The organism is Pleomorphomonas diazotrophica, assembly GCF_002844595.1.
GTDB classification, from domain to species: domain Bacteria; phylum Pseudomonadota; class Alphaproteobacteria; order Rhizobiales; family Pleomorphomonadaceae; genus Pleomorphomonas; species Pleomorphomonas diazotrophica.
Window position 1 is genome coordinate 1 of sequence record NZ_PJNW01000010.1, and the last position, 24,154, is coordinate 24,154.

Here is a 24,154-nt window from a genome sequence, read left to right on the forward strand (position 1 = left end):
GCGAAAGCGAGGACCTCAGGACGAGAAGGCGAGGGGGCCATATCACGCTCCATCCGCACCGACACCGCCGCACTGCTTCCTTGGCACCAATGAACTGGCAGCAGACACCATAACTGAGTGCTAACTCATTGATAATACTCATGTATATTCTTGATTTTCTGCCCGCAGATTGTTAGCCTGCTCCTGTTTTTGGCGAACATGCGAGGTGCCAGATGCTGGTTTCCCCAGAGTTCCGTAAACAGCTTGAAGGCTACGGTCTGACCACTGCCGAAATCCTCTACTACCGCCCCGATGCTCCGAGCCTGCTGCAGACCTACATCTGGCAGGATCTCGATATCTTCCCTGATTTCCCGACGCTCCGGCGCTTCCTGGATTTCTGGACGCGGAAGCTCGACGGCCCCTTGCACTCGGTGCAGGTCGCCCACAACCGGCTGATCAAGCCGGCCGAGTTCGTCATGCGCGACGGGACCTATACGATCAACTGAGCCATCCGCCCGATCACCCGGTAACGCTCCGGCCAGATGCCGGGGCGTTCGCCCGCGGCCGCCGTCTTCCTACTCGGAGACGACGCAGAAGTTGTTGCCCTCGATATCCTTCAGCACGGTGTAGCCGTCGCCCTCACGGACGAAGCTGGCGCCCAGCGCCTTGAGCCGTGCGATCTCGGCGGCGGCATCCGTTGCGGCAACGTCGAAGTGAATGCGGTTGCGCTCGGGACGCGGCCCCGTTCGGAGGTGAAAGCAGATGCGCGTCCCCGGACCGACGACCATGACGCTCGGATCGGTCTCCGGCGTCAGGCCCAGCGCCGCCAGCCGGGCGATTTCCGCATCGTCATAGGGCAGGATGTCATAGCCGTCGAGCACCTCGCTCCAGAAGCGGGCCATCTTAGAGGGCACGTCGCAATCGACCACCACTTCCTTGAACCGCGCCATGACCATAGCCTCCCTGCCAATGACCGGACTCAACCGTTAAGGTCCATCACAGGGTCAGGTTTTGCAAGCCGCATGGTCTCGCTCAACCCCCGCTCCAACTTGAGAAACCGCGAACGATACTCGGTCGGCGTCAGGCCCACCTTCCTGCGGAAATGATGGCGGAGCGCATGGGCGCTGCCGAAGCCGACGGCGGCGGCCACTGCCTCGATGGCGTGATCGTGTGACGACAGCAGGTTTTTCGCCGCCTCGACGCGCTCGGAGATCAGCCAGTCGCCGGGGCTAGCGCCGGTGGATTCCTGGAAGCGGCGCAGGAAGGTACGAAGGCTCATGCGGCAGGCCCGTGCCATCGCCTCGGTCGTCCAGTCGCGGTCGAGCGTCTCGCGCATCCTGTCGAGGAGAGGCGCCACCTCACCGGTGGGGCGGGCCGGCACCGGCCGTTCGAGGAACTGCGCCTGCCCGCCGGAGCGATGGGCCGGCACCACCAGCCGCCGCGCCACCGAGTTGGCGGCCTCCGCCCCGAAATCCCGCCGCACGATCTCGATGAGAAGGTCGATGCCGGCCGCGCTGCCGGCCGAGGTGAAGACGCGGTCGTGCTCGCGATAGAGCGAGGCGGCGTCCACCGTCACCGCCGGAAAGCGCCGCTGCAAGGCCTCGGCATAGCGCCAGTGGGTGGAGACCGTGCCGCCGTCAAGAAGCCCGGTCGCCGCCAGCACGAAGGCGCCCGAGCAGATCGAGACGAGCCGCGCGCCGCGGGCATGCGCCGCCCGGAGCCGCGCGCGCAGTTCCTCCGGCACCGGCACGTCGGCGCCCTTCCAGCCGGGCACGACGATGATATCGGCCTGATCGACCGCCTCCGGCCCCTCGTCGGGCGTTATGGTGAAGCCGCCATGCGCCCTGAGCGGCCCGGCATCGATGGCCGCGCTCGAAAAGCGATACCAGGAAGGCCCCATCTCCGGCCGGTAGAGGCCGAACACCTCGGAGACGATGCCGAACTCGAAGGTACAGAGCCCGTCGTAGAGCAGCGCCACGGCGAGTGGACCTTCAGGAATGATGCAGGCGTGATCCTTTGGCATGATCTTTACGTACAATGTCATCCACGCCAATTGCAAGCCGGGGCCACCGGCGGCACGATCCTGTCATCCACTTGAGACAGGAGAGACCAATGAAATCAGCGGTGACCGAGATCCCCGCCGCGCCGAGCGACATCGCCCGCGAACATTTTTCGGCCGAGTTCACCTTCGAGACCGATTGCTGGGACGTGCATGACGCGCTGTCGAAAGGCGCCGACTTCGTGCTCATGGACGTGCGCAGCCCCGCCCTCTTCGCCAAGGGGCACGTGCCCGGCGCCATCAACCTGCCTCATGGCAAGATCATCCGCTCCAAGCTGACCGAGTGGCCGGAGGAGACGCTGTTCGTCACCTACTGCGCCGGCCCGCATTGCAACGGCGCCGCCCGCGGCGCCCTGCGCCTCGCCGACCTCGGCCGCCCCGTTAAGATCATGACCGGCGGCCTCACCGGCTGGATCGACGAGGGCTTCGAGCTGGAAACCGCTGACTCTTAATCAGCGTGATCAGCTGGCGCCGCTGGCCGTGAGCCGGGCCGGCAGGTCGGGCGTGTAGGGGTCGGCCAGCGCCGCGTCGGGCTGGCTGACCGGCGTCTTCTCCGAGGTCATCTTGGAGAGCTTCTGGACACCCTTGTCCTGGAGGATGGCGCGGAAGGCCGGGTGCATGCCGCCGTCGACATAGCTCATGGCGGGCATCGCCGGGTTGGCGGCGGCGATCGCCACGGCGGCCGCGTCGTCCTGGGCGGCCTTGGCGGCGACGGCGGCGGAGAGCGTCGCATCCGTCTGAAGCGGCGGACAGGGGGCGAGCGGGTCGGCCTCAGGATCAAGACCCTCGGCGTTGAACACGTAGCGCCGTCCGCAATAGCCAACCTGCGGCGCCTTGCGCGTCAGCTCGAAGGCGTCGCTGCCTTCCTTGAGGTTGCGCCAGAAGGGCATGTTGGGATCGTCGCGGTGCAGCGCCAGATTGGCCGGCGTCATGCGGAAGGGCAGCGCCTCCACCTGGAAGGCCGGCTGGCCGCCCTTGAAGGCCTCGCGCGCCAGGGCGTAGATCTCGAAGGCGGCGTTGTCGGTCACCGCGTAGCAACCGCGCGACGAACAGGCGCCGTGGATCATCAGCGCCGACCCCTCATAGCCGAGCGCCGCCTCCAGCCTGTTGGGGAAGCCGAGGTTGAAGGAGAGGTAATAGCGGCTGTCGGGGTTCATCTGCGACGGCGCCACCGAATAGAAGCCCTCGGGCGTCTGGCGGTCGCCTTCCGTCGTCTTCGGCCCCAGCTTTCCCGACCAGCGGCAGATCGGATAGGTCTTCAGAAGCGCATAACGGCCGGTGCGGTCCATCTTCCACAGTTCGAGCTCGCTCTCCTGCTTGAACACGCGGATCAGGATGGGCGAGGTGGCGCTCATGCCCTTGCTCGACATAGCCGAAACCAGCTTGGGCGGCAGCGGCCGCTCCGATCGCTTGAGGTCGTCTCCGAACAGCGCGCAGCCCGAGAGCGCCGCCGTGGCGAGAAGAAGGAACGCGGCCGAACGCAAATTCACGGAAACAAGCCTTTCATCAAGCCAGGCACAATCCTCGCACCCGTCGCGGACGCGCTAGCGCATCCGGCTGTGATTTGGCAACCATCGCCCGCCCGGTCAGGCCGCCTCGCAGGGCCGGATGCGCTCGAGCGCCTCGGCCATGTCCTCGGCCGCGGTCGAGAGGTCGTATTTGGACTGCATGGTCATGAACCACTGCGGATCGAAGGCAAGGTATCGACCGAGCCTCAGGGCGATGCTCGCCGACATCCCCTGCCGGCCGTTGCAGATCTCGCCCATCAGGCTGCTGGAAACGCCGATCGCTTCGGCCAGCGCCTGGACGGAGATCCCCATCGGCTTGAGGAACTCCTCCCTGAGGACGATGCCGGGATGCAGCGACATATCGCGTGGCATGGTCGTGGCCTCCTGAATGATCGTCGATGACGGAAGAGAAGGGCCTAAACCTTCAAGCTGGCGCGGATAGCCTCGGCGATCTTCTCCGAGCGGGTGGCGCCGCTGGCCCTCGCGGCGCGGTCGAGCGCGGCGAGCAGGTGCTCGTTGAGGGTGATCTGCACCGGCACGGACTTGCCCGGCAGGTCCACCGGCACGGCGGCAATGATCGCCTCGTGCAGTTCCTGGGTGCGGCGGATGTCGTCGAGCGTCCTGAGGATCGGCATCTTGCCCGCGTCGAGGTTCTTCACATGGGCGGCCAGCGCCACGGCGGCCCGGGCGATCGCGTCGTTGAGGTTGGTTGCCGCCGAATGGCAATCGGGGAAATCCGGGAAAGACACGCCAAAACTGCGGTTTTCTTCTTCATGAATCAGCGCGACGGCGTAGGCCATGTGAGCCTCCTGGCTCGGAAGTGGACAACGAATGGGGAGTTCCCGCGAAGGGAAGACGACCGCGGCGAGAAGCCAACCAACAGGGCTTCCTCGCAAAGCGAAAACCTCGGAGCCGGCAACGGCGCGCCCAGTATCGGCCCGAGACGGTTAACGGTCGCAAAACAAAGTAAACAAAATCTTAATCTGAGGCCAGAAGTCATTTTATACCGCTTCGCTTTATAAGAAAAAATACGACGGTTTCCCGGGAACCGTGGCAAGGATGTGCCAACCGAAGCGAACCGAGCCATTCGGCCGTCGCTCATGACCGGCCGGCACCCGCCGCCTTGAGCACCAGCGCCACATGTGCCCGGGCGATGGCGATGAGCTCCGGCCGGGGCGTGCCGGCGCGGGCCCGGAGCGCCAGGCTGTGCTGCAGCGCCGCCAGCATGGCCGCGAGCCCCCGGACATCGGCGTCGGCGGCGATCTCCCCCGCCTCGGCGGCGATGGTCATGCGCCGCTGGAGCAGGCTGTCGGACCTGCCGATGGCGGCGGCGAGCTCCGCCCCGATGACGGGATCGGCCGCCGCCTCGCCGGAAATGACGCTGAGCACCGGGCAGCCGAGCGGCTCGCCGTCACCCGAGAAATAGGCGTCGATGATCGCGGCGAAATAGTCCTCGAGGCCCTTTTGCAGCGACGGTTCCTCGAACAGGGCATGCCGCCGTCGCTCGGCCGTCTGCTCGGAATAGCGCGTGACGGCCCGGCGGTAGATCTCGAACTTGTTGCCGAAGGCGGCATAGAGGCTCGGCCGCGCCATCTTCGTGGCGTCCGACAGATGGTCGAGCGAGGTGGCGGTGTAGCCGCGCCGGCGGAACTCGCCGAGGGCGGCCGTCAGCGCCGCCTCCGGATCATACTCCCTGGGCCTGCCACGGGTGGGTTTGCTTTTCATTTTGTACCGCTTCGCAAAAAATTAATCGACGACCCATTTTATGCGACCTAGTATGAAAATGTGAGAGGAAAAATGGAGATTGCAAATGGCTGACAAGCTTCGCATCGGCATCAACGGTTTCGGCCGCATCGGCCGCATGGTTTTTCGCGCCGCGAGGTCCCGCGACGATCTGGAGGTGGTGGCGGTGAACGACCTGCTGCCCATCGACCACCTCGCCTATCTCCTGAAATACGACAGCGTGCACGGCGCCTTCCCCGGTACGGTGGAAACGGCGGACGGCGCCCTCGTCGTCGACGGCCGGACCGTCCTGGCCTTCGCGGAAAAGGACCCGGCGGCCCTGCCCTGGGCCAAGGCCGACGTCGATCTGGTGATCGAGTCGACCGGTCGCTTCCTGACCCTCGACAGCACTGAGGGGCACATCAAGGCCGGCGCGAAGAAGGTGGTGATCTCGGGTCCGCCCACCGACAACACGCCGGTTTTCGTCATGGGCGTCAATGCCGCCGCCTATGCCGGCGAGACGATCGTTTCCAACGCCTCCTGCACCACCAACTGCGTGGCGCCGCTCGCCAAGCTGATCAACGACCTCTACGGCCTCGAAGAGGCGCTGATGCTGACCGTCCACGCGGTCACCGCCAGCCAGAACCCCGTCGACGGCGTGGCGCGCAAGGACTGGCGCTTCGGCCGCGGCATCCTCAACAATATCATCCCAGCCACGACCGGCGCGGCGCGCATGGTGGGCAAGGTCATTCCCGAACTGAGCGGCCGCATCAACGGCATGGCGGTGCGCGTGCCGGTGGCCGACGTGTCGATGGTCGACCTCACCTGCCGCTTCCGCACCAAGGTTTCCTATGACGAGATCAGCAAGGCGATCCGCGACGCCTCGGCCGGCGCCTACCGCGGCATCCTGCAATGGTGCGACGACCCCGTCGTCTCCACCGACCTCCGCGGCAATCCCCACAGCGCCATCTTCGACGTCGCCGCGGGCATGCAGACCTCCGAGGGTCTGACCAAGCTGATCGCCTGGTACGACAACGAATGGGGCTACGCCAACCGCTGCCTCGATCTGGCAGCACACATGATGAAGTAAGGCTGATCGTGGGCGGGCTTCCTCATCAAAAGGGAGCCCGATCCCAGCCGCGCCGGCCTTTCCTGCCCAAGGTCCACCTTGAATTCACGTGTGAATTCAAGGTGGACCTCAGGCAGAACGAGGCGCAACGCCGATATCATGCTCCCGTATGAAGGGCTCCAAGGGGCTGAGCCGAAATTCGCTGGGGTGAGGCAGTTGGCGACGGCTTCGAGAACCGAAGCGGAGCGGACTTCCTGTCCGTGAGCACCGGAAGCGCAGAAGACTAAGCCAAATGCCCGCCCCAGTAGAATTTCCGGTCAGGCCCTCAGTCCCGCGCGCTGTAGTAGCTCATGAACACGTCCAGCCCATTGTCGACGATACGCTTGGCCTCCTCCGACGTCGGCCGGAGTGCGCCGCCGAACAGCGCCTTCTTCATCACCTCGGACGTACAGAGGGCGATGAAGTGGTGGGCGGCGACGGTGGGGTCGCAGGGCTTCAGGCGGCCGTCGGCCACGGCCTCACCGAACACCTCGGTCAGTCGCGTCGTGCCGCGCTCGGCGCCGGCGCGGAAGAACATGGCGCCGACGGCGGGGAACTTCTCCACCGCGCCCACCACCATGCGAATGGTCGACATATGGTTCTCGCCGGTGAGCAGCTCGTTGAAGCTGATGGCAAAGGCGCGGAGGTTCTCGCGAAAGCTTTCCGCGGTCGGCTGGAAGGCGTCGAGCGCGGCGGCCAGCTCCTGCTTCTCGTCGGTGATCAGCCGCTCGAACAGCTCGTCCTTATTGGTGAAATAGACGTAGAGCGTACCCTTGGAAACGCCGGCCGCCTTGGCGATGGCGTCCATTGAGGCGCCCTCATAGCCCTTGGCGCGGAACACCTCGCGGGCGCCATCAAGGATCTGCCGGCGTTTCTCGCTGTCCTGACCCTCACCGCCGGCCGCCGTCTCGCCGGGCCGCGCCGATACCTTGCTCATCCACCCCTGCCCTCGCGGCGCCCTGTCAGCCCGCGTTGTTTCATTGTCGGCGCCCTGGCCGGAGAGGGCCATGCTGCCTTTGGCGATCGCCGTTCACGGAAATCCGGCCGGCCGATCACGTTTTGCTGAGACTGCCCCCGAAAGGGCCAAATCGTCAACCAAGCGCCAATACTGCGATTGACCGAACGGTTCGGTCATGAGATAACACTTTCGACGCTTAGGAACAATACCTAAGACTTTCGGATTAGAGCGCCGGTAACAGACGCTCTCGCATCAAGGTCCGACGGCGGACCAACGGAGATTTCCAATGGCCAAGCGCGAAGCCAACGCCGCCCATGACAGCGACGGCTCGGAAGCCACTGTCACCCAGATCCGCCCGGCCGCCGAGGCCGCGCCCAAGCACGTCGACGAGGCGCCCGAGGCGCCGCGCCATGCCGCGGGCGACGGCAAGCCGGCCGCACAGCCGAAGAAGCCGCGCAGCGTGGTGAGCCGCCTCGTTCTCATCGCCCTTCTCGGCACCGCCGCCTGGTTCGGCGGCAAGACCGGTTATGCCTGGTGGACCGACGGCCGCTTCCTGGTCACCACCGACGACGCCTATGTCGCCGCCGACATCACCACGCTGGCCGCCAAGGCCTCCGGCTACGTCACCGAGGTGATGGTGGCCGACAATCAGGCCGTGAAGAAGGGCGAGGTGATCGCCCGCGTCGACAGCGGCGACTATGTGCTGGCCGTCGCCCAGGCCGAGAACGCGCTCGCCGGCAACCTTGCCACCATCGCCCGCATCGACAAGCAGATCGCCGCCGGCGAGGCGCAGGTGGCCCAAGCCAAGGCCGGCGTCGCCTCCGCTCAGGCGAGCCTTGAATCCAAGGACATCAACTTCGCCCGCCAGTCGACGCTGGTGACGAACAAGGTGTCGGCCCAGTCGCAGCTCGACGACGCCCGCACCGACCGCGACGCCGCCCGCGCCACCGTCGCCTCCGCCGAGGCGGCCGTCGCGGTGGCCGAGGCCAATATCGAGGTGCTCCGCGCGCAGAAGGCCGAGGCGGAAGCCACCGGCCGCACGTTGCAGACCGCCCTCGACAAGGCCAAGCGCGACCTGTCGTTCACCGAGATCCGCGCGCCCGTCGACGGCGTCGTCGGCAACAAGGCGCTGGAAGTCGGCACCTATGTGACGCCCGGCCAGCAGCTTGCCTCGCTGGTTGCCACCGGCAGCGCCCACATCGAGGCCAACTACAAGGAAACGCAGCTCGCCGAGCTCACCCCCGGCGAAACCGTTCGCATCACCGTCGACGCCCTCGGCGAGGAGGAGACCATCCTCGGCAAGGTCGAGAGCCTGTCGCCGGCCACCGGCTCGGTGTTCAGCCTGCTGCCCGCCAACAACGCCACGGGCAACTTCACCAAGGTGGTGCAGCGCCTGCCGGTGCGCATCTCGGTGCCCGCCGACGTCGCGACGAGCGGCAAGCTCCGCCCCGGCCTCTCGGTCGTGGTCGCCGCCGACCCGCGCACCGCGCCGACCAATACCCAGACGGCCGGCATCGCGCCCGCCAGCTAACCTCTAGCGTGGCCGGTCCCTGAGGGCCGGCCGCCAGCCAGCCATCGGTCACGTCCATGTCCGCCATTGCCTCGGCCGGTGCCGGCCCCACGTTCACCACCCGCCGGCTGTTCACCTTCATCTGCATGGTGTTCGGCATGTTCATGGCGATCCTGGACATCCAGATCGTCTCGGCTTCGCTCAGCGAGATCCAGGCCGGCCTCGGCGCCGCCAACGACGAGATTTCCTGGGTTCAGACCTCCTATCTCATCGCCGAAGTGATCATGATCCCGCTGTCGGGCTACCTGTCGCGCATGATCTCGACGCGCTGGATGTTCACCATCGCGGCCGGCGGCTTCACCTTCGCCTCGATGATGTGCGCCTTCTCATCCTCGATCAACGAGATGATCCTGTGGCGCGCCGTGCAGGGCTTCATCGGAGGCGGCATGATTCCCACCGTCTTCGCCTCCGCCTACACCATCTTCCCGCGCGAGAAGATGGGGCTGGTGACGCCGATCATCGGCCTCGTCGCCACCATGGCGCCGACCATCGGTCCGACGGCCGGCGGTTATCTCACCGAGCTCTTCTCCTGGCACTGGCTGTTCCTGGTCAACATCATCCCCGGCATCTTCGTGACGGTGACCAGCTATTTCCTGATCGATTTCGACGAGCCGGACTTCAGCCTGTTCAAGGTGTTCGACTGGTGGGGCCTCGCCGCCATGGCCGCCTTCCTCGGCAGCCTCGAGTATGTGCTGGAGGAAGGCCCCAGCAAGGACTGGCTGGCCGACGAGCGCATCGCGTTTCTCACCGGCGTCATGACCATTGCCGGCATCGTTTTCTTCTTCCGGGCGCTGACCCGCGAGAACCCGATCGTCGACCTCAGGGCCTTCGTCAACCGCAACTTCTCCCTCGGCAGCGCCTTCTCCTTCTGCCTGGGCATCGGCCTCTACGGCCTCACCTATCTCTACCCGGTCTACCTCGCGCGCATCCGCGGCTTCTCGGCCTTGCAGATCGGCGAGACCATGTTCGTCTCCGGCGTCGGCATGCTGATCGCCGCGCCGATCGCCGGCCGCCTCTCCACCAAGCTCGACCCGCGCGTCATGATGGCCATCGGCTTCCTGGGCGTCGCCGTCGCCACCTGGCTCTCCACCGGCTTCACCGCCGACTGGGACTTCTGGGAGCTGTTCTGGCCGCAGATCTTCCGTGGCGTGTTCATGATGATCTGCATGATCCCCATCAACAACATCGCGCTCGGCACGCTGCCGCCGGCCGAGATGAAGAACGCCTCCGGCCTCTTCAATCTCACCCGCAACCTCGGCGGCGCCGTCGGCCTCGCGCTGATCAACCAGATCATGACCAACCGCACCGATCTCCACTTCGACCGGCTGCGCGAGGCGGTCAGCATTTCGAGCTCGACGGCCATGTCGACCATCGCGGGCATGGAGCACAGCCTCTCCGAGCTCGGCAGCAATGCCCATACCGCCGCCATATCCAGGCTGACCGGCCTTGCTCAGCAGCAGTCGACCATCATGTCCTTCAACGACATCTTCCTGATGCTGACCGTGCTCTTCCTCGCCCTCATCCTCGCCATGCCCTTCGTCAAGAAGCCGGCGGCCCAGGGAGGCGGTGGCGGCGGGCACTGACGGAGGCGGACATCACCTGGGTATCGGGCGTTCGATGGATTACCCCTGCTCACCAAGAGAGAGCCCCCGGGCGGCAAAGACCTCCTTGGCCGCGAACAGGCCGTTGAGCGCCGCCGGAAAGCCGGCGTAAACGGCCATCTGAATGATGATCTCGATCACTTCCTCCCTGGTCAGGCCGACATTCAGGCCCGCCTCGATATGCACCTTCAGCTGCGGCGTGGCATTTCCCATCGCGGTCAGGGCCGCGATGGTGGCGATCTCTCGGGCGCGCAGGTCGAGGCCGGGGCGGCTGTAGATGTCGCCGAACGGAAACTCGAGAATGTAGGTTGCGAAGTCCGGGGCGATGTCCTGAAGAGCGGCGATCACCTTGTGCCCGGCCTCGCCGTCGATCTCAGCGAGCACCCGCTTGCCGCGGTCCAGCCGGCTTTCGCCGGCGTTCGGGGATTGATGCGTCATGGTCAATCTTCCTCTGTGTCGTGCCGGCATAGCCGGCAATCTTGGTGTCGAGGACGAGAAGACAGGCTTGAAGCTCCGCCACATGGGCGCGGACACGCTCGCGATGCCGTTCGAGCACCGCGCTGCGCTCCCGTTCCGTGCCGGCGCCGCGCTCCCGCAAGGCCGCGTAGAGCAGCATTTCCCGGATAGGCATCCCGGTCGCCTTGAGACGGTCGAGAAACTCCATCCAGGTCAGGATCGACGCATCGTAATTGCGTTGGCCCGATCGATCCCGGTCGGCCTGGGGAAGCAGCCCGATCCGCTCGTAATAGCGAATGGTGTAGGTCGACAGTCCCGAACGCCGTGCCAGTTCGCCGATCTTCATGGCCGCCCATCTCTCATCATGACGCATGGGAAGCTACCGGTTAGAGCGCACTCTAAGTCAACCCACTAAAAACAGAGGCGCAGACACTCGCCTCACCGGCACCTGTCTGGCGCTGGCAGGCGTCGCCGGGTGGGAGAAACTAGGCCTTCTCGACGGTTTGCTTGAGGTGGTTCAGCATCATGTCCCAGTTGGCGGCGAACTCCGCCCGGGTCTTGTCGTCGATGTCCTGATTGCCGTGGTTGAACTGGGTGAGCCGGACGGTCGTGCGGCGATCGTCGCCGGTCAGTTCATAGCGCACGGTGTGATAGTTCTCCGGTCGATCCTCCGTGCCGGACAGTTCGCTCCAGTGGGTGAACTCCAGCCGTGCCTCGGGCTCGACGGCCACGATCTCGCCCCGGTCCTGATAGGGCCGTCCCTTCCAGTTGCCAGAAAACTGGATCGGGTGCCCCACCTGCCAATCGGTCTCCACCTTGGACTGCGGAAACAGGGCGGTGTCGGGCGCCACCATCGCCTTCCAAACGGCGGCGCGCGGCGCCTCGATGAGTTTTTCGACTTCAGCGGCTTTCTTCATGGTTGCCTCCTGAGAGAGGTTTCTCAGTGGGTTTGCTCGTCCCACCATCGAAGCACCCGGAGCGCCTTGAGGGTGATCCACGGCGACGGCGAGCCGATGCCGCCGTCCATGTGGAACCAGACGCGCCCGGGCGTTTGCCATGTCACCAGCCAGCGCCCATTATCATCTCTCCTGGACCTCAATATGGCGACGGCTTCACCAAGGCGCGGATCGGGCGGCGTTCCGAACTGCCGACCGGCCTTGCGGAAATAATCGAGGGCGCGAAGGATGTCGTAGCGCCAGCGGTGGGGGTAGAGCGGCATCAGGAAGGCGGGGTCGGCGACCTCTCCGGTGGCGAGACGCCGGAACAGCCCGCGCTCCAGCAGGAACGCCTCGCCCGACCGGCGGGCCGACCGGACGGCCTCCGATCCACCGGTGGCGATCTCGTACTCCAGCAGCCCTTCGAGGACGTTGATGGTGCTGGCAAAGGACGACCGGATGGAGCCTCGGCAGCGGGCGCAGTTCCAGCCGCCATCCGGCTGCACGTCGCCGAGCAGCCTGTCGGCGATCCCCGCCACGTCGGTGCCGAAATAGGCACCGTCCGCCAACGTCCGCCCGTTGATGCATTCCTCGACCTCGCCGTCCCAGAAGGGCTGCCCGCCCTCCTCCCAACGGCAGGTCCGCCCGACCAGATCGACGGTGCGCCGGGCGCTGTCCGATGAGGGATCGAGCCCGAACTCGCGGAGCTGCGTCAGGACGAAGGAGGTCGCCGTCCACGGCTGCCCCTCCCTCCTCCACTCCGCCCCGTCGAACCCCTTCGGCACGAAGGCGCCGCCGGCCCATTGGCCATCCTCGTCCTGGTGGGACAGCAGCCGGGCGCCCCACCCCTCGGTCTCCACCTTGGCGCGCTCGGACCGCCATGCCGACTCCGGCGCGTCCAGGAGGTCGCGCATCGCCTGCCAGCGAAGCGCCGGATCGAGTTGCAGCAACCAGTCCGTGGCCGGCTCGGTCCCAGGCATCGATCACCTCCCTGTCCGCCGCTGAACCCAAACTGCGGCATGCCCGCCGACCCGTCTTGAACGATTGTGACGGGACGCCCCGACTAATGCGGATCCGGCGCATTGGCCGCCCCGCCAATGGCGCCGTCCAGGAAACCCGCCCTCACCATGTGACGCCAGGCGCCGGGAGGGGCGCCGGTGACCGATGCGATGGCACGGGTCATGTGGGACTGATCGGCGAAGCCGGTATCGGCGGCGATCTCAGCCAGCGGCTCGCTGCCCGATATCACCCGAAGCCATGCCGAGCGGGCATGCAGCTCGCCGGCGAAGGCGCGAGGCGACACCCCGAAGGCGCGCCGAAAGCCACGGGAAACCGTCTCCCGCGCCAGACCGTGAGCCCGGGCCCAGTCGTCGATGCCCACCAGTCCCGACCTCAGGTCGGCGGCCAGAAGGTCGGGCCAGTCCCAGATCGGCACCGGCTCGGGGACGGCATCATCGATGAGCTCGGCCAGCAGCCCCGTTGCGCCGCGCGGATCGCGCTCGGCCGTCCGGATGACCAGATCGATCGACGGCAGGTGGTAGACGCCGCGGAACGCCGTCTCCATCCGCCAGGGCAGGTGCAGAACATGGGCGCCGCGCGGATGGGGCGTTTCGTTGGCGTGGCGATCGAGCGCCGGCTGGACCAGCACGTCGCCCGGCTCCAGGCGCAGCCGGCCGGCGTAGCCGTTCTGCACGTCGCCTGAGGCCAAGGTGATGCTGACATGGGCACTGAGATGCCCGTGGCGGGGCGCCAGCGAACCCGTGTCATAGCGCTCGAACCCGGCGCGTCGTGCCAGCAGGTAGTCGCGTGCCGCGGTGGGGCCGGGAACCGAAATGATGGTGGTCATCCGTCAGTCCCTTGAGGTCGGTCGCAAGCGACGGTCACCGCCGTCACATGCATTCAAGACGCATTGGCGCCTGACTGCAAGACTGGCATCTCGGGCATTGCCCGATCTTGCAACTCAGGAGGCTCCCAGACCATGACCGACAAGAAACCCGGCCCGAAGGACGTCGACGCCTATCTGGCGCAACTGCCGCCACCCGTCGCGGCGGTACTCCGGGATTTGCGAGCCGCGATCCGCAATGCCGCGCCGGACGCCGAGGAGATCATGCGGATGGGCGCTCCCACCTATGTGCATCGGGGCAACCTCGTCTCCTTCGCGGCGGCCGCCAAGCATTGCTCCTTCTACGTGATGAGCCCCGGCCCCATCGCCGCGAGGGCCGATGTCCTCAAGGGCTTCGACACCGCCCCCACGGCCATCAAGTTCAAGCCGGACAATCCCTTGCCGCTGGCGCTGGTGGAGGCGATCGTGAAGGAGCGCATGCGCGAGAATGAGGCCCGGCAGCCCGCCCGTCGGTGATCATCACCGACCATCGATGAAGGCCAGCGCGGTCTCCGCCATGCGGGGATCGGCGAAGATGGTGTAATGCGTCGCGCCGGGGAGAACGGCCAGCCTGTTGGCGTTCATCGCCGAACCGTCCCAGAGCGCGTCGTGAAGGCCGCCGCCGAGAAGCGCGAAGAAGTCCACCGCGTGCGCCATCCGCACCGCGTCCCAGTCGCCGTAGATGAGGAGGGTGGGCGCCTTGATGGCGCGGATCTCGGCGGACCAGTCGTAGTCGCGCGCGTTCAGCTCGGCGATCTTGTCGAGCAGGACCGGCCAATCCTGAACGCGCGGCGCGTGAGCCGCATAGAGAGTATAGAGCGGCATTTCCTTCAGATAATCCGCGACGTCATGGGTCGTCCGCGCCATGCCCTCGAGGTTTTCCTTGTGCCAGCCGGCGCGGGAGAAGGGCGCCGATACGGCAACGAGGCGGTGGACGAGGTCGGGGTGCTGGATGGTCATCCGCATCGCCACGCCGCCGCCGATGGAATAGCCGACGAGATCCACCTTGCCCAAGTCCAGTTGAACGACGAGCGCCGCCACATCGTCGGCCATGGCCTCGAACGACAGGGGGCGCGGGATGTCGGCCGTTCCGCCGTGGCCCTGAAGATCGACGGCGATCACCTCGTGGTCGCGCGCGAGGATCGGGATGATCGGCTCGAACATGCCGATGGCGCCAAGGCCGCCATGCAGCAGGATGATGGGCGAACCCTCGCCGTAGCGCGCGTAGTTCAACACCATGCCGTTGACCTCCGCGTGGAGCATTTTGGTCGCCATCGGCAACTCCGCTGCCCCCGCCGACGGGATGGGCAAGAAAGCCGCCGACAGGCCGAGCAAGGCCGACAGAAGGGCGCGGCGCGTGGCGCGGAAAGAATACGGCATGTCCTGGATCTCCCGAGCGGTTCCGTCACGATCGTGCCGAGCGCCCTGAGCGGGCGCCGATCGGGACCTACTTTCGCCGGGGCGATGCCGCCTGTCTTGAAGCGACGTGACCTCTCCGCGATGGCATTGCCCCGCCTCCAGTCACGAGACGCAAAAGGAGGCGGAACAAGCGGGATCAGGTTGCCGATGCTTCGTCAGCCCAGTCGGCTTTTGCGTTGGCCTGGGTACCGCTCACCCTGCATTTTCAAGCAGGGACGGCAGGCTCGCGCCGGCGGCATGGTCGATCACGTAAAGCCAACGGCCGTCCGGCTGCTGGCGGATGATCTCGGCCGTACTGCCCGATGCGATCACCAGCCCATCGGGGGCAACCAGTTGCCAGTCCGCCCTGAGGAGCGCAATCCGGTCATGCTGGAGGCAGAAGTTGTTGCCCCCCTTCATCGATCCGGGAATGGCCAGCAGTTCGGTCAATAGCTTTTCGATTTCGAGCTTTCCCCGAGCCACTTTCCCTTGGTCTGCAAGCAAAGCATCCTCTTCATAGAGATCAAGAAGGTTTGCGACTTTGCCCGAGTTGAATGCTTCCATCCACACGGCATTGAAATTCTGAGGTTGGCGGACGATGTACATGTTTCTCTCCTCGCATCAGGACCCGGAGAGCAAATCACACGGAAATGCAGCTATCCAAACGGTGAGCACAGCAGGATGCATCTGTCGGACGACTATGTTTTTGATGCGCCTGCTCCCCGGGCTGCCACCGACTGCCCGGTCGAGGACTGGCTGGAGTTCCTGGGCCACCGGTGGAACGCCTCCATCTTGTGGCACCTCTCCGTCGGGCCGCGCCGCTTCAACCTTCTCGCCGAGCATCTTCCGGGCATAACGCCCAAAGTGCTGTCTGAGCGGCTGCAGGCCTTGGAGATGCGGGGCCTCGTGGAGCGGCACGAAGGCCGCACCTTCCCGCGCAGCGTAACCTACGCGCTGACACCCGACGGAGCTCAAGTCAACTCGGTCATCCAGCTTCTCGAGCCGCTGTCCAAGAGGCTGGGCGAGCGCGGTTGACGCAGCCGGACAATCCCTCGCCGGAACGGCTCCAGCGGACCGCGACCTCCGGCGTCAGCCTGCGCCTGGGCTACCGGCAAGACCCAACTGCCGCTGCAGGATGGACGCGGCGTTGTAGCAATGGAAAGAGACGACTTTTCCGTCCCTGAGGTGAAACACGTCGCAACAGGGAACATCGATGGTCTTGCCGGTTGGTGCGACCGTTCCCGCAGGCGTCATCAGCGGGCCCGTGTGCGTGCCGCGAATGGCAAGCTCGACGACGACGACGTCGCCCATCGCATAGATGCTGAAGAGTTCCCGGTGAATGTCCGGAAAGGCCTGCGCCATGCCCTGTGCCACCATGGCGATGTCCTGCCCACGAAACTCCATGTTCGTCGGGATATCCCGCACATAGGCATCGGCCGCGAAGCAGGAGACGAACCGGGCCACATCCAGGCTCTCACCCTCTGCCGCCGCGTATAGCTCTCTTATCCTCTGAACATCGTCTGTCATTGACGCCTCCTTGCCGAACGTTTCGACTGACCCGGCCTCTGCCGGCCAGCAACGGAAGACATATGGACGCGTACTTACTTCTTGGGTAGAACGTACCAAAATGTAAGTGTGAGTTTTCTATGGACAGACTGACGACCCAATGCGGGCTGGACGTGTCGCTGTCGGTCATCGGCGGCAAGTGGAAGCCCCTGATCCTCTATCATCTTCAGGACGGCCCGACCCGGTTTTCCGAGATCCGCAGACGCGTCGGCGGCATCAGCGAGAAAGTGCTGATGCAGCAGTTGCGTGAGCTGGTCGCGATGGACGTTCTCGTCCGCCACGATCATCAACAGGTGCCACCGGTGGTCGACTACACGCTGACACCATTCGGCAAGACGCTGGTTCAGGCTCTGGTTCCGCTCTGCGAGTGGGGCAATCGGCATCGCGCGCAAGTCACGGAAACGCTGCGGCGGGCAGCGTCCCCGGACGGTCGGACAAGGTCCGCTTGACGGCCGATGCGGAATGACCGCGAGCCTTGCTCTCGGGCTCGACGGCCATTGCTGCAAGCAATCAGCGAGCGTAAGCCCTGGCCATCGCCTCCTGGCCGCCAAGCGCCGCGATCAGGACCTGCGGGTTCCAGTAATCCTTGAAGAGGGCGATCTTGCCGTCGCGCAGATGCAGCACGCAAATATAGTGCTGATGATAGGGAAGGCCCGTTTCGGTACCCCGTCCCTCGCAGCTGGCCTCGAAGATGACGACGTCGGCCAGATCATGCACGGCTTCCAGCGTCAGTTCCCCGAAATCGAGCAGCGTCCCCAGGCGGACGGCGTGAGCGGCGATGCTGTCCTTGCCGACGAGCTGTTGCGGGGTGCCGGCGGGCGCAAAGGGATAGTGCACGACGGCATCGTCGGTAAAGAGATCGAGAAAATCGGCAGCTACCGATGCCCTCTCTCCCAAGGCTGCACAGATGAGTTCAAACAACGATGGATACTTGTTGCCCATGGCGCTTTCTCCTATGGATGGAACGGATCCGTCTCGACCACATAGGATAGTCAACGATGGAACGCAAGCGTTCCGACCAAAAAACGAGAGCGCCTTCCGGAGCGGCGGTGCAAAGCGTCGAACTCACCGAAGCGCTGTATCGTGCGTTGTTCGCCGAATGGGCTGAACACGGCTTCTCGGCGCTCAGCCTCGAAAGGGTGGCGGCACGCGCGGGGGCAGGCAAAGCCGCCATATATCGCCGCTGGCCCGGAAAGCTTCAGTTCGCGGACGAGGCCATCAACACGATAGCCCTGAGGATGGCGGCATTCGAGGACAAGGGCTCGCTTGAGGCTGACGTGAGGGCATTTCATCGCCGTCTGCGTTCGGTGTTCAGGCATCCTCTTGTTCGCCGGATCCTTCCCGACATCTATGCGGAAGTTGCCCGCTCGGAGGCAATGGAGGCGATCAGCGAGCGCGTCGCGCAGACACGACGTGACGAGGCTGCAAAAGTCATCGAACGCGCGATCGCGCGCGGAGAACTGCCGGGTGCGCTCGACCGCGAGATTGCCCTCGATTTCCTGCCTTGCTCGATCTACTGGCGGATGATGGTGACCAGACGCTCGCTACCGGATGCGCAACTGGACCTCTACGCTCAGGGGACGACGGCCGCGATCAAGGCATTGGCATCGGCACCCTGATCGGAGAGTACCGCCACCTGCCTACACCTCGCCGAGAAACCGCAGCGCCCGCGCCCAGGTCTCCTCGGTGGCGAGCCGGTGATGGTCGGGAAGGCTGGGGTCGGTGTAGAAGTGGCCGGCGCCGGGGTAGATGAAGAGCTCGGCGGCCATGCCGGCCAGTTCCGCCGCCATCTGCCAGCGCCGGAGGTCCTCGGCCGGCCAGAGATCGTCGCGCTCGCCGACATGCAACTGCGCCCGCCGTCCCGTGATATCCATGCCGCTTGGGATGTCCGCCGGGGCGTGCAACAGCAGCACGCCGGGGGTCTCGGGGCGCTCGGGCCAGACGGACGCCACCACGCCGCAGCCCATGGAAAAGCCGGCGAGAACCGTCGCGGCCGGCAGGCCCGAGAGGGCGGCTTTCGCCCGCTCGCAGATGCGATCCCAGCCGATCTCCTCGACGAGCTCCATGCCCCGGTCAACCGTATCGGCGACAGCCCCGGCGAAGAGGTCGGGCACCGACACGCTGTGCCCGGCCGCGCGCATCCGCTCGGCGGCGGCAAGCTCCACCGGCCTCAAGCCGAGCACCGAGTGGAAGAGAACCACGGACGCCATCACATACCCTCCCCGCCTCGGCCCGGACCTGGTCCGGGCGCCGCCGAAGGCCCGAAAGCTTTCATGCAGTCTGCATGCTGGCCGGGCTTTGTCCATGCAGCGTTCGGTCAGGTCGGCCTTGGGAGCGTCAGGCCATGAAGCGGGCGAACCATTCCAGCATCGGCTCGGGGTCGCGCTGGAAATAGGTGTAGCCATCCCAGCGCCGCGTCGATCCCTCGATCCACAGGAGCGTCTTGTCGGCCACCGGCAGGTTGTCGAACATGGCCTCGATGTCGCTCGGCCGCGTGTAGACGTCGTCCCGCACCTGATAGAGGAAGGTCGGAATGCCGACGCTCTTCGCCCAGGGGACCGGCGATAGCTGGTCGATGGTGAAGCTGGTTTGCAAGCGGATGCGCCGGTTCAGCTCCTCCATGTGGCTCAAGGGAATGCCGAGGCGTTCGAGCGCCCGTTCCAGCGCCACGCCGGGCGACAGCGGCTGCGGCGCCACCATGCAGCGGACGCCCTCGAAAACCTCCGGGCGGCGCGTCATCGCGAACATCGTGGCATTGCAGCCGACGCAGCGGCTGAACAAGCCGATCGTCATGCCACGCATGTCCTCGCGGCGGCGGATGTAATCGAGCGATCCCACGACATCGCGCGACTCATAGCGGCCGACGGAGAAGACGCCGCCGTTGGCGGTGCCGCTGTGCCCGAAGTTCCTGAGGTCATAGGCGAGCACGTTGTAGCCGGCGTCATGCAGGATCTTGTAGTCGGGGATGAAGTTGACCTCGAAGTCGTTGCCGGCCGAGCCGCCGAACGACTTCCAGGGCTCCAGGTGAGACGGCAGCCCCGCCCGGTTGAACCAGCGGGGATGGTTGGCGATGATCACCTTGTTCGATCCCTCGCAGGGGATGAACCACCCCTCCAGCGGCACGCCATCCTCGGAGGGAAAGAACACGTCCTCGTAGTCCAACCCCGCCTCGTCCGGCCAATGCAGGATGGGCGCCTGCGGCCAGGAGCGAAAGCCCTCGGCCATGCGTTGCAGGATGCTGTCGATCTCGTCGGGTGTCATGGTGCTCTCCGCAGTGCCCGCTGCGCATGCGGCATCGGCGCGGCCAGAGGGCGCGTCCGGCCGGCGTCAGCGGCCTTGTTTGAAATGTGATGGGCACCATTCAATATATGCGTAGATGTACCATCTGTGGATTCGCATATGCCCGCCAAGCTGCCGATCACGCTGGAGCCCCGAAAAGCGCCCCGTCAGGCCCGGTCCGAGGCGACGGTCGACGCCATCTTCGAGGCAACCGTTCAGGTTCTCATGGCCGGCAACACCCGGTATCTGACCACCACGCGCGTCGCCCGGCGAGCCGGCGTCTCCGTCGGCACGCTCTACCAATACTTCCCGCACAAGGAGGCGCTGCTCTACGCGCTGATCGGCGCCTGTCTTCAGAAGGTGGCGACCCGCGTCGAGCATGTCTGCCGGGAGCACCGGGGCATGCCAGCCGAGATGGCATCCGACGCCTTGGTGTCCGCCTACATCGACACCAAGGTGCGCGACGTCGAGACCGCGCGCGCCCTCTATCTGGCCTCGGCCGAGATCGACGTCATGGATCTGGTGAGCGCCGCCTACGGGCGCTTCCGGCAGGCCGCCGCCGGAATGTTCGCCACCGCGCCCGACGGAGGGCTTGGCGATATCGACCGGGTCTCGTTCAATCTGATCGCCATGCTGACGGGGGCAACGCGCGTCGCCGTGGAGAGCGGGCTCGACGCCCGCGACCTCCAGGGCTTTCGCGAGCAGATGATGCTCACCTGCCGGACATGCCTCCGGGGCGATCTTGCGCGCACCGGATAGGGTCAGGCCAGCGCCGGGAAACCCTGGTACCACTCTGCATGGCTGCCTCCATGGTTGTCCATGCCGGGCTTGGTCAGGCAGCCCTTGGGGTCGACGTAGCTGTCGATGCGGCGCACCGGGCTTTCGGACCAGGTGATGTTGAAGGCGGCGAGCTTGGGGAAGAAGCAGAGGGCGGAGTACGGCAGGTGATCGTGGATCCACCAGGCGAGGCCGCGCCAGTCGGCGCCCTCGGCATAGCGGTCGGCGAACCAGGGAATGACAATGCAGGCGGTGGCGCCGATGCGGCCGTTCCTGTCCCGGCGATCCCAGATATGGCCGGCGAAGTTGCTCTCGTTGGAGCCGCAGCCGTAGCCCTTCCTGCCCGCCCGCTGCTGCTCGCTGCAATAGCCGTTGACGGCGACCGACCGGAAGGCCGAGCGGATCACCACCTTGCCGAAGCTGGCCTGGAGCGGCTCCAGCAGTTCCTCGCAGAGCCGCCGGCCCACGGCGATCGCCAGGTCCGGATCGTCGGGGATGTTGGGAATGCCGTGGAAACTCGCCACCTCGCTGTGCAGGAACTCCCGCATGAAGAAGGACTTCGACAGCCGAACCCGGCCGAAATCGTCGAGCGCGGCAACGCTGGCAATGGCTTTCATCTGAGCCCCCGAGCATGTGACAATCCGCCGCATCCTGGGGAAGCGCCGCGGCAGGACCTGTCAGCACCGTCCTTGAACCCTCCCCCAAAACGCCAGCGAGGCGGACTCCGGGGGGAGGTCCGCCTCGCGTCCGACGCCGGGGGGCGTGATGCGCGGTTGGGAAGCGACCGCGCGTTCTCCGGCGGCGCGGGAGTTTTCGCCACCGGAAACCCGATGAGGCGGAGCGCATCCAGCCTCTGAAACTTTGAAATCCTCCCGCCAACTATCCTATCGAAACGATTCATTGACAAGGTGGAAGGCGTGCCGGGGAGACATCCTCCCCGGCGGCGTGGCTTTTATGTCGTACTTTTACGCAACGGAGAACCGGCTCTCCATGCGCCAGTCTTTCGGCAGCTTGCGCGTCTTGCCGGTGACCTCGACTTTCACGCGCTGGCGGATGTCGGCGCTGGAGGCGCCGAGCTGCAGCTCGTGCTCGCCCGGCTCGACGATGCGGTAGCCCTCGGGACCGGTGAAGCAGAGCATGTCCACCGGCACGGTGAAGGTGACCGTCCTGGTCTCGCCCGGCTGAAGCTCGACGCGGCCGAAGGCCTTCAGCTCCTTGACCGGCCGCACCACCGAGGCGAGGCAGTCGCGGATGTAGAGCTGCGGCACGGCGACGCCCTTGCGGCTGCCGGTGTTCTTCACCTTGAAGCTCACGGCGATCTCGCCCTTTTCCACGTCCACCTTGTCGGACGCGAGCTTCAGGTCCTCGAACTCGAAGCTGGTGTAGGAAAGGCCGTGGCCGAAGGGATACTGGCTGCCGAAGTGGCGGGCGATCGGCGTGCCCGAGCTCTTGAGCTTGTGGTTGTAGAAGTAGGGCGCGGCGCCGACGCTGCGCGGCACCGACAGCGTCAGGCGGCCCGACGGCTCCACCTTGCCCGAGAGCACGTCATAGAGGGCGTTGCCGCCTTCCTGACCGGCGAAATAGGTCCACACCTGGGCGGCGACCTTGTCTTCGAGGCCGCCGAGGTTGTACTGGCGGCCCGCCGACAGCACCACCACCACCGGCGTGCCGGTGGCGACCACCGCTTCCAGCAGCTTCTGCTGCACGCCCGGCAGTTCCAGCGTGTCGGCGTCCGAGCCCTCGCCCACCGTGCCGGTCTGGAAGATGCCCGAGAGGTCGCCGACGCAGACGATGGCCACATCCGCCGCCTTGGCCGCCTCGACGGCATCGGCGATCATGTCGGTGCGCGTCGACACCGACGACACCTGCTTGATCACCGATGTGTCGTCGACGTCGCCGGGAAACACCGGCGCGCCGGCCTTGCGCTCGTCGAGGATGTTGCAGCCGCGGGCGTAGATCAGGTTGGCGTTGCCGGCGGCGGCCTGGAAGGCGGCGCGCGGCGTCACCACCGTGGCGGCGCTCTCGTTGGAGTCCGACAGGATGAGGTGCACCGGGAAGGAATAGTCGCCGAGGAGCGCCAGCGGGTCGTCGGCCGACGGGCCGATCATCGCCACCTTCTTCTTGGGATCGAGCGGCAGGATGCCGCTGTTGGAGACGATGGTCACCGACTGCTCGGCCACCTTGCGGGCAACGGCAATGGCTTCCGGGCTCTGCAGGCGGATCGCCTTGTCGTCGGCATAGGGCTTCTCGAAGATGCCCAGACGGAATTTCTCGGTCAGCACGCGACGGACGATCTCGTCGATCTTCTCCAGCGTGATCAGGCCCCGGTCGAGCGCTTCCTTGAGATGGGTGGCGCAGTCCTCGCCCGGCAGTTCCTGGTCGAGGCCGGCGTTGAAGGAAAGCGCCGCCGCCTCGGCCTGGTTGGAGGCAAGGCCGTGGTGCTGGTAGAGCAGGCTGACGCCGATATAGTCGGCGACCACCAGGCCGTCGAAGCCCCAGTCCTCGCGCAGCACCTTGGTGAGCAGGTGCTTCGAGGCATGGCTCGGCTCGTTGTCGATGTCATGATAGGCCGGCATCACCGAGCCGGCGTTGGCCTGCTTCACGGCCATCTCGAAAGGCAGGAGGAAGATGTCGTTGAGCTCGCGCCAGCCGAGATGGATCGGCGCGTGGTTGCGGCCGCCTTCCGAGAAGGAATGGCCGGCATAGTGCTTCAGCGTGGCGAGGAAGTCGCGCTTCGGCCCCTGCATGCCGCGCACATAGCGGGTGGCCATGACGCCGACCAGATACGGATCCTCGCCGAAGGTCTCCTCGGTGCGGCCCCAGCGGGCGTCGCGGGCGACGTCGAGCACCGGAGCGAGGCCCTGGTGGCCGCCGAGCGAACGCACCTCCTCGCCGATGATCTTGCCCACTTCCTCGATCAGCTCGGGATTGAAGGTGGCGCCATAGGCGAGCGACGACGGGAACAGCGTGGCGCCGCGCGCCATCATGCCGGAGAGGCATTCCTCATGGCTGATGGCGGGAATGCCGAGGCGCGTTTCCTCGACCAGGAACTTCTGCAGGCTGTTGAGCGCGCGCACGCCTTCGGCCGGGTCGACCGAGCGGGTGCCGAGCGGCCGGGTGATCTGCCCGAGGCCCTTCTTCAGCATGTCGGTCAGCGTCGTCTCGTCCGACTGGCCGATGAAGGCATCCTGGATGCGCGGGGCGTGCTTGCCGTGCTCGTCGAGCACCAGCCACATCGCATGCAGCTGGGCGATCTTCTCGTCGATGGTCATGCGGCCCATGAGGTCGGCGACGCGATCGGCGATCGGCTTGCTGGGGTCTTTGTAAACGAGGGTCATGATGAACTCTTCGCGGCC

At 65.8% G+C, this 24,154-nt stretch carries 30 protein-coding genes; 10 read left to right on the plus strand and 20 right to left on the minus strand.

Annotation, left to right across the window (positions count from 1 at the left end):
- Nucleotides 1-212: 212 nt before the first annotated feature.
- Complete coding sequence (locus CXZ10_RS13160; protein ID WP_101289812.1) at nt 213-485, plus strand: usg protein; 273 nt, start codon at nt 213-215, stop codon at nt 483-485.
- 69 nt (nt 486-554) lie between these two features.
- Here CXZ10_RS13160 and CXZ10_RS13165 read toward each other — a convergent pair whose 3' ends face one another.
- Both CXZ10_RS13165 and ftrA read right to left on the minus strand, forming a co-directional pair.
- Nucleotides 555-929: a VOC family protein gene (locus CXZ10_RS13165; RefSeq protein WP_101289858.1), complete on the minus strand. Its 375-nt coding sequence runs from the start codon at nt 927-929 to the stop codon at nt 555-557.
- Between the two features lie 29 nt (nt 930-958).
- A complete protein-coding gene (gene ftrA / locus CXZ10_RS13170) occupies nt 959-2,023 on the minus strand; it encodes a transcriptional regulator FtrA (protein ID WP_210199923.1) in 1,065 nt (354 codons plus the stop codon).
- 68 nt (nt 2,024-2,091) lie between these two features.
- Here ftrA and CXZ10_RS13175 point away from each other — a divergent pair, with 68 nt between their 5' ends.
- Complete coding sequence (locus CXZ10_RS13175) at nt 2,092-2,490, plus strand: rhodanese-like domain-containing protein (RefSeq protein ID WP_101289814.1); 399 nt, start codon at nt 2,092-2,094, stop codon at nt 2,488-2,490.
- Nucleotides 2,491-2,499: 9 nt separating this feature from the next.
- Here the strand turns inward: CXZ10_RS13175 and CXZ10_RS13180 are convergent, their stop codons facing one another.
- The 4 genes from CXZ10_RS13180 to CXZ10_RS13195 form a co-directional block, all read right to left on the minus strand.
- Nucleotides 2,500-3,528: a L,D-transpeptidase family protein gene (locus tag CXZ10_RS13180; RefSeq protein WP_101289815.1), complete on the minus strand. Its 1,029-nt coding sequence runs from the start codon at nt 3,526-3,528 to the stop codon at nt 2,500-2,502.
- 96 nt (nt 3,529-3,624) lie between these two features.
- Nucleotides 3,625-3,918: a HigA family addiction module antitoxin gene (locus CXZ10_RS13185; protein WP_210199924.1), complete on the minus strand. Its 294-nt coding sequence runs from the start codon at nt 3,916-3,918 to the stop codon at nt 3,625-3,627.
- A gap of 44 nt (nt 3,919-3,962) precedes the next feature.
- On the minus strand, nt 3,963-4,346 hold the full coding sequence (locus tag CXZ10_RS13190) for a type II toxin-antitoxin system HicB family antitoxin (protein WP_101289816.1): 384 nt from the start codon (nt 4,344-4,346) through the stop codon (nt 3,963-3,965).
- A 298-nt stretch (nt 4,347-4,644) separates the two neighbouring features.
- Nucleotides 4,645-5,271, minus strand: a complete 627-nt coding sequence (locus CXZ10_RS13195; protein WP_101289817.1) for a TetR/AcrR family transcriptional regulator — start codon at nt 5,269-5,271, stop codon at nt 4,645-4,647.
- 85 nt (nt 5,272-5,356) lie between these two features.
- Between CXZ10_RS13195 and gap the strand changes: the two genes are divergently transcribed.
- Nucleotides 5,357-6,358, plus strand: a complete 1,002-nt coding sequence (gene gap, locus CXZ10_RS13200; protein ID WP_101289818.1) for a type I glyceraldehyde-3-phosphate dehydrogenase — start codon at nt 5,357-5,359, stop codon at nt 6,356-6,358.
- Nucleotides 6,359-6,662: 304 nt separating this feature from the next.
- Here the strand turns inward: gap and CXZ10_RS13205 are convergent, their stop codons facing one another.
- Nucleotides 6,663-7,313, minus strand: a complete 651-nt coding sequence (locus CXZ10_RS13205) for a TetR/AcrR family transcriptional regulator (protein ID WP_180335984.1) — start codon at nt 7,311-7,313, stop codon at nt 6,663-6,665.
- Between the two features lie 307 nt (nt 7,314-7,620).
- Between CXZ10_RS13205 and CXZ10_RS13210 the strand changes: the two genes are divergently transcribed.
- Together CXZ10_RS13210 and CXZ10_RS13215 are read left to right on the plus strand one after the other, a co-directional pair.
- Nucleotides 7,621-8,865 carry an HlyD family secretion protein gene (locus tag CXZ10_RS13210; protein WP_101289820.1) on the plus strand — a complete coding sequence of 415 codons (1,245 nt, stop codon included), beginning with the start codon at nt 7,621-7,623 and terminating at the stop codon, nt 8,863-8,865.
- Between the two features lie 56 nt (nt 8,866-8,921).
- Nucleotides 8,922-10,487 (plus strand): DHA2 family efflux MFS transporter permease subunit, encoded by a 1,566-nt coding sequence (locus CXZ10_RS13215; RefSeq protein ID WP_101289821.1) that lies wholly within the window; start codon nt 8,922-8,924, stop codon nt 10,485-10,487.
- 39 nt (nt 10,488-10,526) lie between these two features.
- On the opposite strand, the gene CXZ10_RS13220 is transcribed toward CXZ10_RS13215, so the two are convergent.
- The 5 genes from CXZ10_RS13220 to CXZ10_RS13240 form a co-directional block, all read right to left on the minus strand.
- Nucleotides 10,527-10,943, minus strand: a complete 417-nt coding sequence (locus CXZ10_RS13220; RefSeq protein ID WP_101289822.1) for a carboxymuconolactone decarboxylase family protein — start codon at nt 10,941-10,943, stop codon at nt 10,527-10,529.
- Nucleotides 10,879-11,307: a MerR family transcriptional regulator gene (locus CXZ10_RS13225; RefSeq protein WP_101289823.1), complete on the minus strand. Its 429-nt coding sequence runs from the start codon at nt 11,305-11,307 to the stop codon at nt 10,879-10,881. Before CXZ10_RS13225 ends, CXZ10_RS13220 begins: the two co-directional genes overlap by 65 nt.
- Before the next feature lie 139 nt (nt 11,308-11,446).
- Entirely contained in the window at nt 11,447-11,878 is a 432-nt protein-coding gene (locus tag CXZ10_RS13230; protein ID WP_180335985.1) for an SRPBCC family protein, read from the minus strand.
- A gap of 23 nt (nt 11,879-11,901) precedes the next feature.
- Complete coding sequence (locus tag CXZ10_RS13235; protein ID WP_101289825.1) at nt 11,902-12,876, minus strand: squalene cyclase; 975 nt, start codon at nt 12,874-12,876, stop codon at nt 11,902-11,904.
- 83 nt (nt 12,877-12,959) lie between these two features.
- Complete coding sequence (locus CXZ10_RS13240) at nt 12,960-13,742, minus strand: helix-turn-helix domain-containing protein (RefSeq protein ID WP_101289826.1); 783 nt, start codon at nt 13,740-13,742, stop codon at nt 12,960-12,962.
- A gap of 132 nt (nt 13,743-13,874) precedes the next feature.
- On the opposite strand from CXZ10_RS13240, the gene CXZ10_RS13245 reads away from it, so the two are divergent.
- Entirely contained in the window at nt 13,875-14,255 is a 381-nt protein-coding gene (locus CXZ10_RS13245; protein WP_101289827.1) for an iron chaperone, read from the plus strand.
- Between the two features lie 3 nt (nt 14,256-14,258).
- Here the strand turns inward: CXZ10_RS13245 and CXZ10_RS13250 are convergent, their stop codons facing one another.
- Together CXZ10_RS13250 and CXZ10_RS13255 are read right to left on the minus strand one after the other, a co-directional pair.
- Entirely contained in the window at nt 14,259-15,158 is a 900-nt protein-coding gene (locus CXZ10_RS13250) for an alpha/beta fold hydrolase (protein WP_210199925.1), read from the minus strand.
- A 231-nt stretch (nt 15,159-15,389) separates the two neighbouring features.
- Entirely contained in the window at nt 15,390-15,782 is a 393-nt protein-coding gene (locus CXZ10_RS13255) for a YybH family protein (RefSeq protein ID WP_101289828.1), read from the minus strand.
- Nucleotides 15,783-15,857: 75 nt separating this feature from the next.
- On the opposite strand from CXZ10_RS13255, the gene CXZ10_RS13260 reads away from it, so the two are divergent.
- A complete protein-coding gene (locus CXZ10_RS13260; RefSeq protein WP_101289829.1) occupies nt 15,858-16,211 on the plus strand; it encodes a winged helix-turn-helix transcriptional regulator in 354 nt (117 codons plus the stop codon).
- A 54-nt stretch (nt 16,212-16,265) separates the two neighbouring features.
- Here the strand turns inward: CXZ10_RS13260 and CXZ10_RS13265 are convergent, their stop codons facing one another.
- The gene (locus CXZ10_RS13265; protein ID WP_101289830.1) at nt 16,266-16,703 is read right to left on the minus strand and encodes an ester cyclase; all 438 of its coding nucleotides are present in this window, start codon (nt 16,701-16,703) and stop codon (nt 16,266-16,268) included.
- 119 nt (nt 16,704-16,822) lie between these two features.
- On the opposite strand from CXZ10_RS13265, the gene CXZ10_RS13270 reads away from it, so the two are divergent.
- Nucleotides 16,823-17,191, plus strand: a complete 369-nt coding sequence (locus CXZ10_RS13270) for a winged helix-turn-helix transcriptional regulator (RefSeq protein ID WP_101289831.1) — start codon at nt 16,823-16,825, stop codon at nt 17,189-17,191.
- 61 nt (nt 17,192-17,252) lie between these two features.
- Here the strand turns inward: CXZ10_RS13270 and CXZ10_RS13275 are convergent, their stop codons facing one another.
- Entirely contained in the window at nt 17,253-17,684 is a 432-nt protein-coding gene (locus tag CXZ10_RS13275; protein ID WP_101289832.1) for a nuclear transport factor 2 family protein, read from the minus strand.
- A gap of 56 nt (nt 17,685-17,740) precedes the next feature.
- On the opposite strand from CXZ10_RS13275, the gene CXZ10_RS13280 reads away from it, so the two are divergent.
- A complete protein-coding gene (locus CXZ10_RS13280) occupies nt 17,741-18,361 on the plus strand; it encodes a TetR-like C-terminal domain-containing protein (protein ID WP_101289833.1) in 621 nt (206 codons plus the stop codon).
- 21 nt (nt 18,362-18,382) lie between these two features.
- On the opposite strand, the gene CXZ10_RS13285 is transcribed toward CXZ10_RS13280, so the two are convergent.
- A complete protein-coding gene (locus tag CXZ10_RS13285; RefSeq protein ID WP_101289834.1) occupies nt 18,383-18,952 on the minus strand; it encodes a dienelactone hydrolase family protein in 570 nt (189 codons plus the stop codon).
- 127 nt (nt 18,953-19,079) lie between these two features.
- Nucleotides 19,080-20,003 (minus strand): alpha/beta hydrolase family protein, encoded by a 924-nt coding sequence (locus CXZ10_RS21820; protein WP_101289835.1) that lies wholly within the window; start codon nt 20,001-20,003, stop codon nt 19,080-19,082.
- Nucleotides 20,004-20,141: 138 nt separating this feature from the next.
- Here CXZ10_RS21820 and CXZ10_RS13295 point away from each other — a divergent pair, with 138 nt between their 5' ends.
- On the plus strand, nt 20,142-20,780 hold the full coding sequence (locus tag CXZ10_RS13295) for a TetR/AcrR family transcriptional regulator (protein ID WP_101289836.1): 639 nt from the start codon (nt 20,142-20,144) through the stop codon (nt 20,778-20,780).
- 2 nt (nt 20,781-20,782) lie between these two features.
- Here CXZ10_RS13295 and CXZ10_RS13300 read toward each other — a convergent pair whose 3' ends face one another.
- Both CXZ10_RS13300 and CXZ10_RS13305 read right to left on the minus strand, forming a co-directional pair.
- The gene (locus CXZ10_RS13300) at nt 20,783-21,415 is read right to left on the minus strand and encodes a hypothetical protein (protein WP_101289837.1); all 633 of its coding nucleotides are present in this window, start codon (nt 21,413-21,415) and stop codon (nt 20,783-20,785) included.
- Between the two features lie 348 nt (nt 21,416-21,763).
- A complete protein-coding gene (locus CXZ10_RS13305) occupies nt 21,764-24,136 on the minus strand; it encodes a glycoside hydrolase family 3 N-terminal domain-containing protein (protein ID WP_101289838.1) in 2,373 nt (790 codons plus the stop codon).
- Nucleotides 24,137-24,154: the final 18 nt, after the last annotated feature.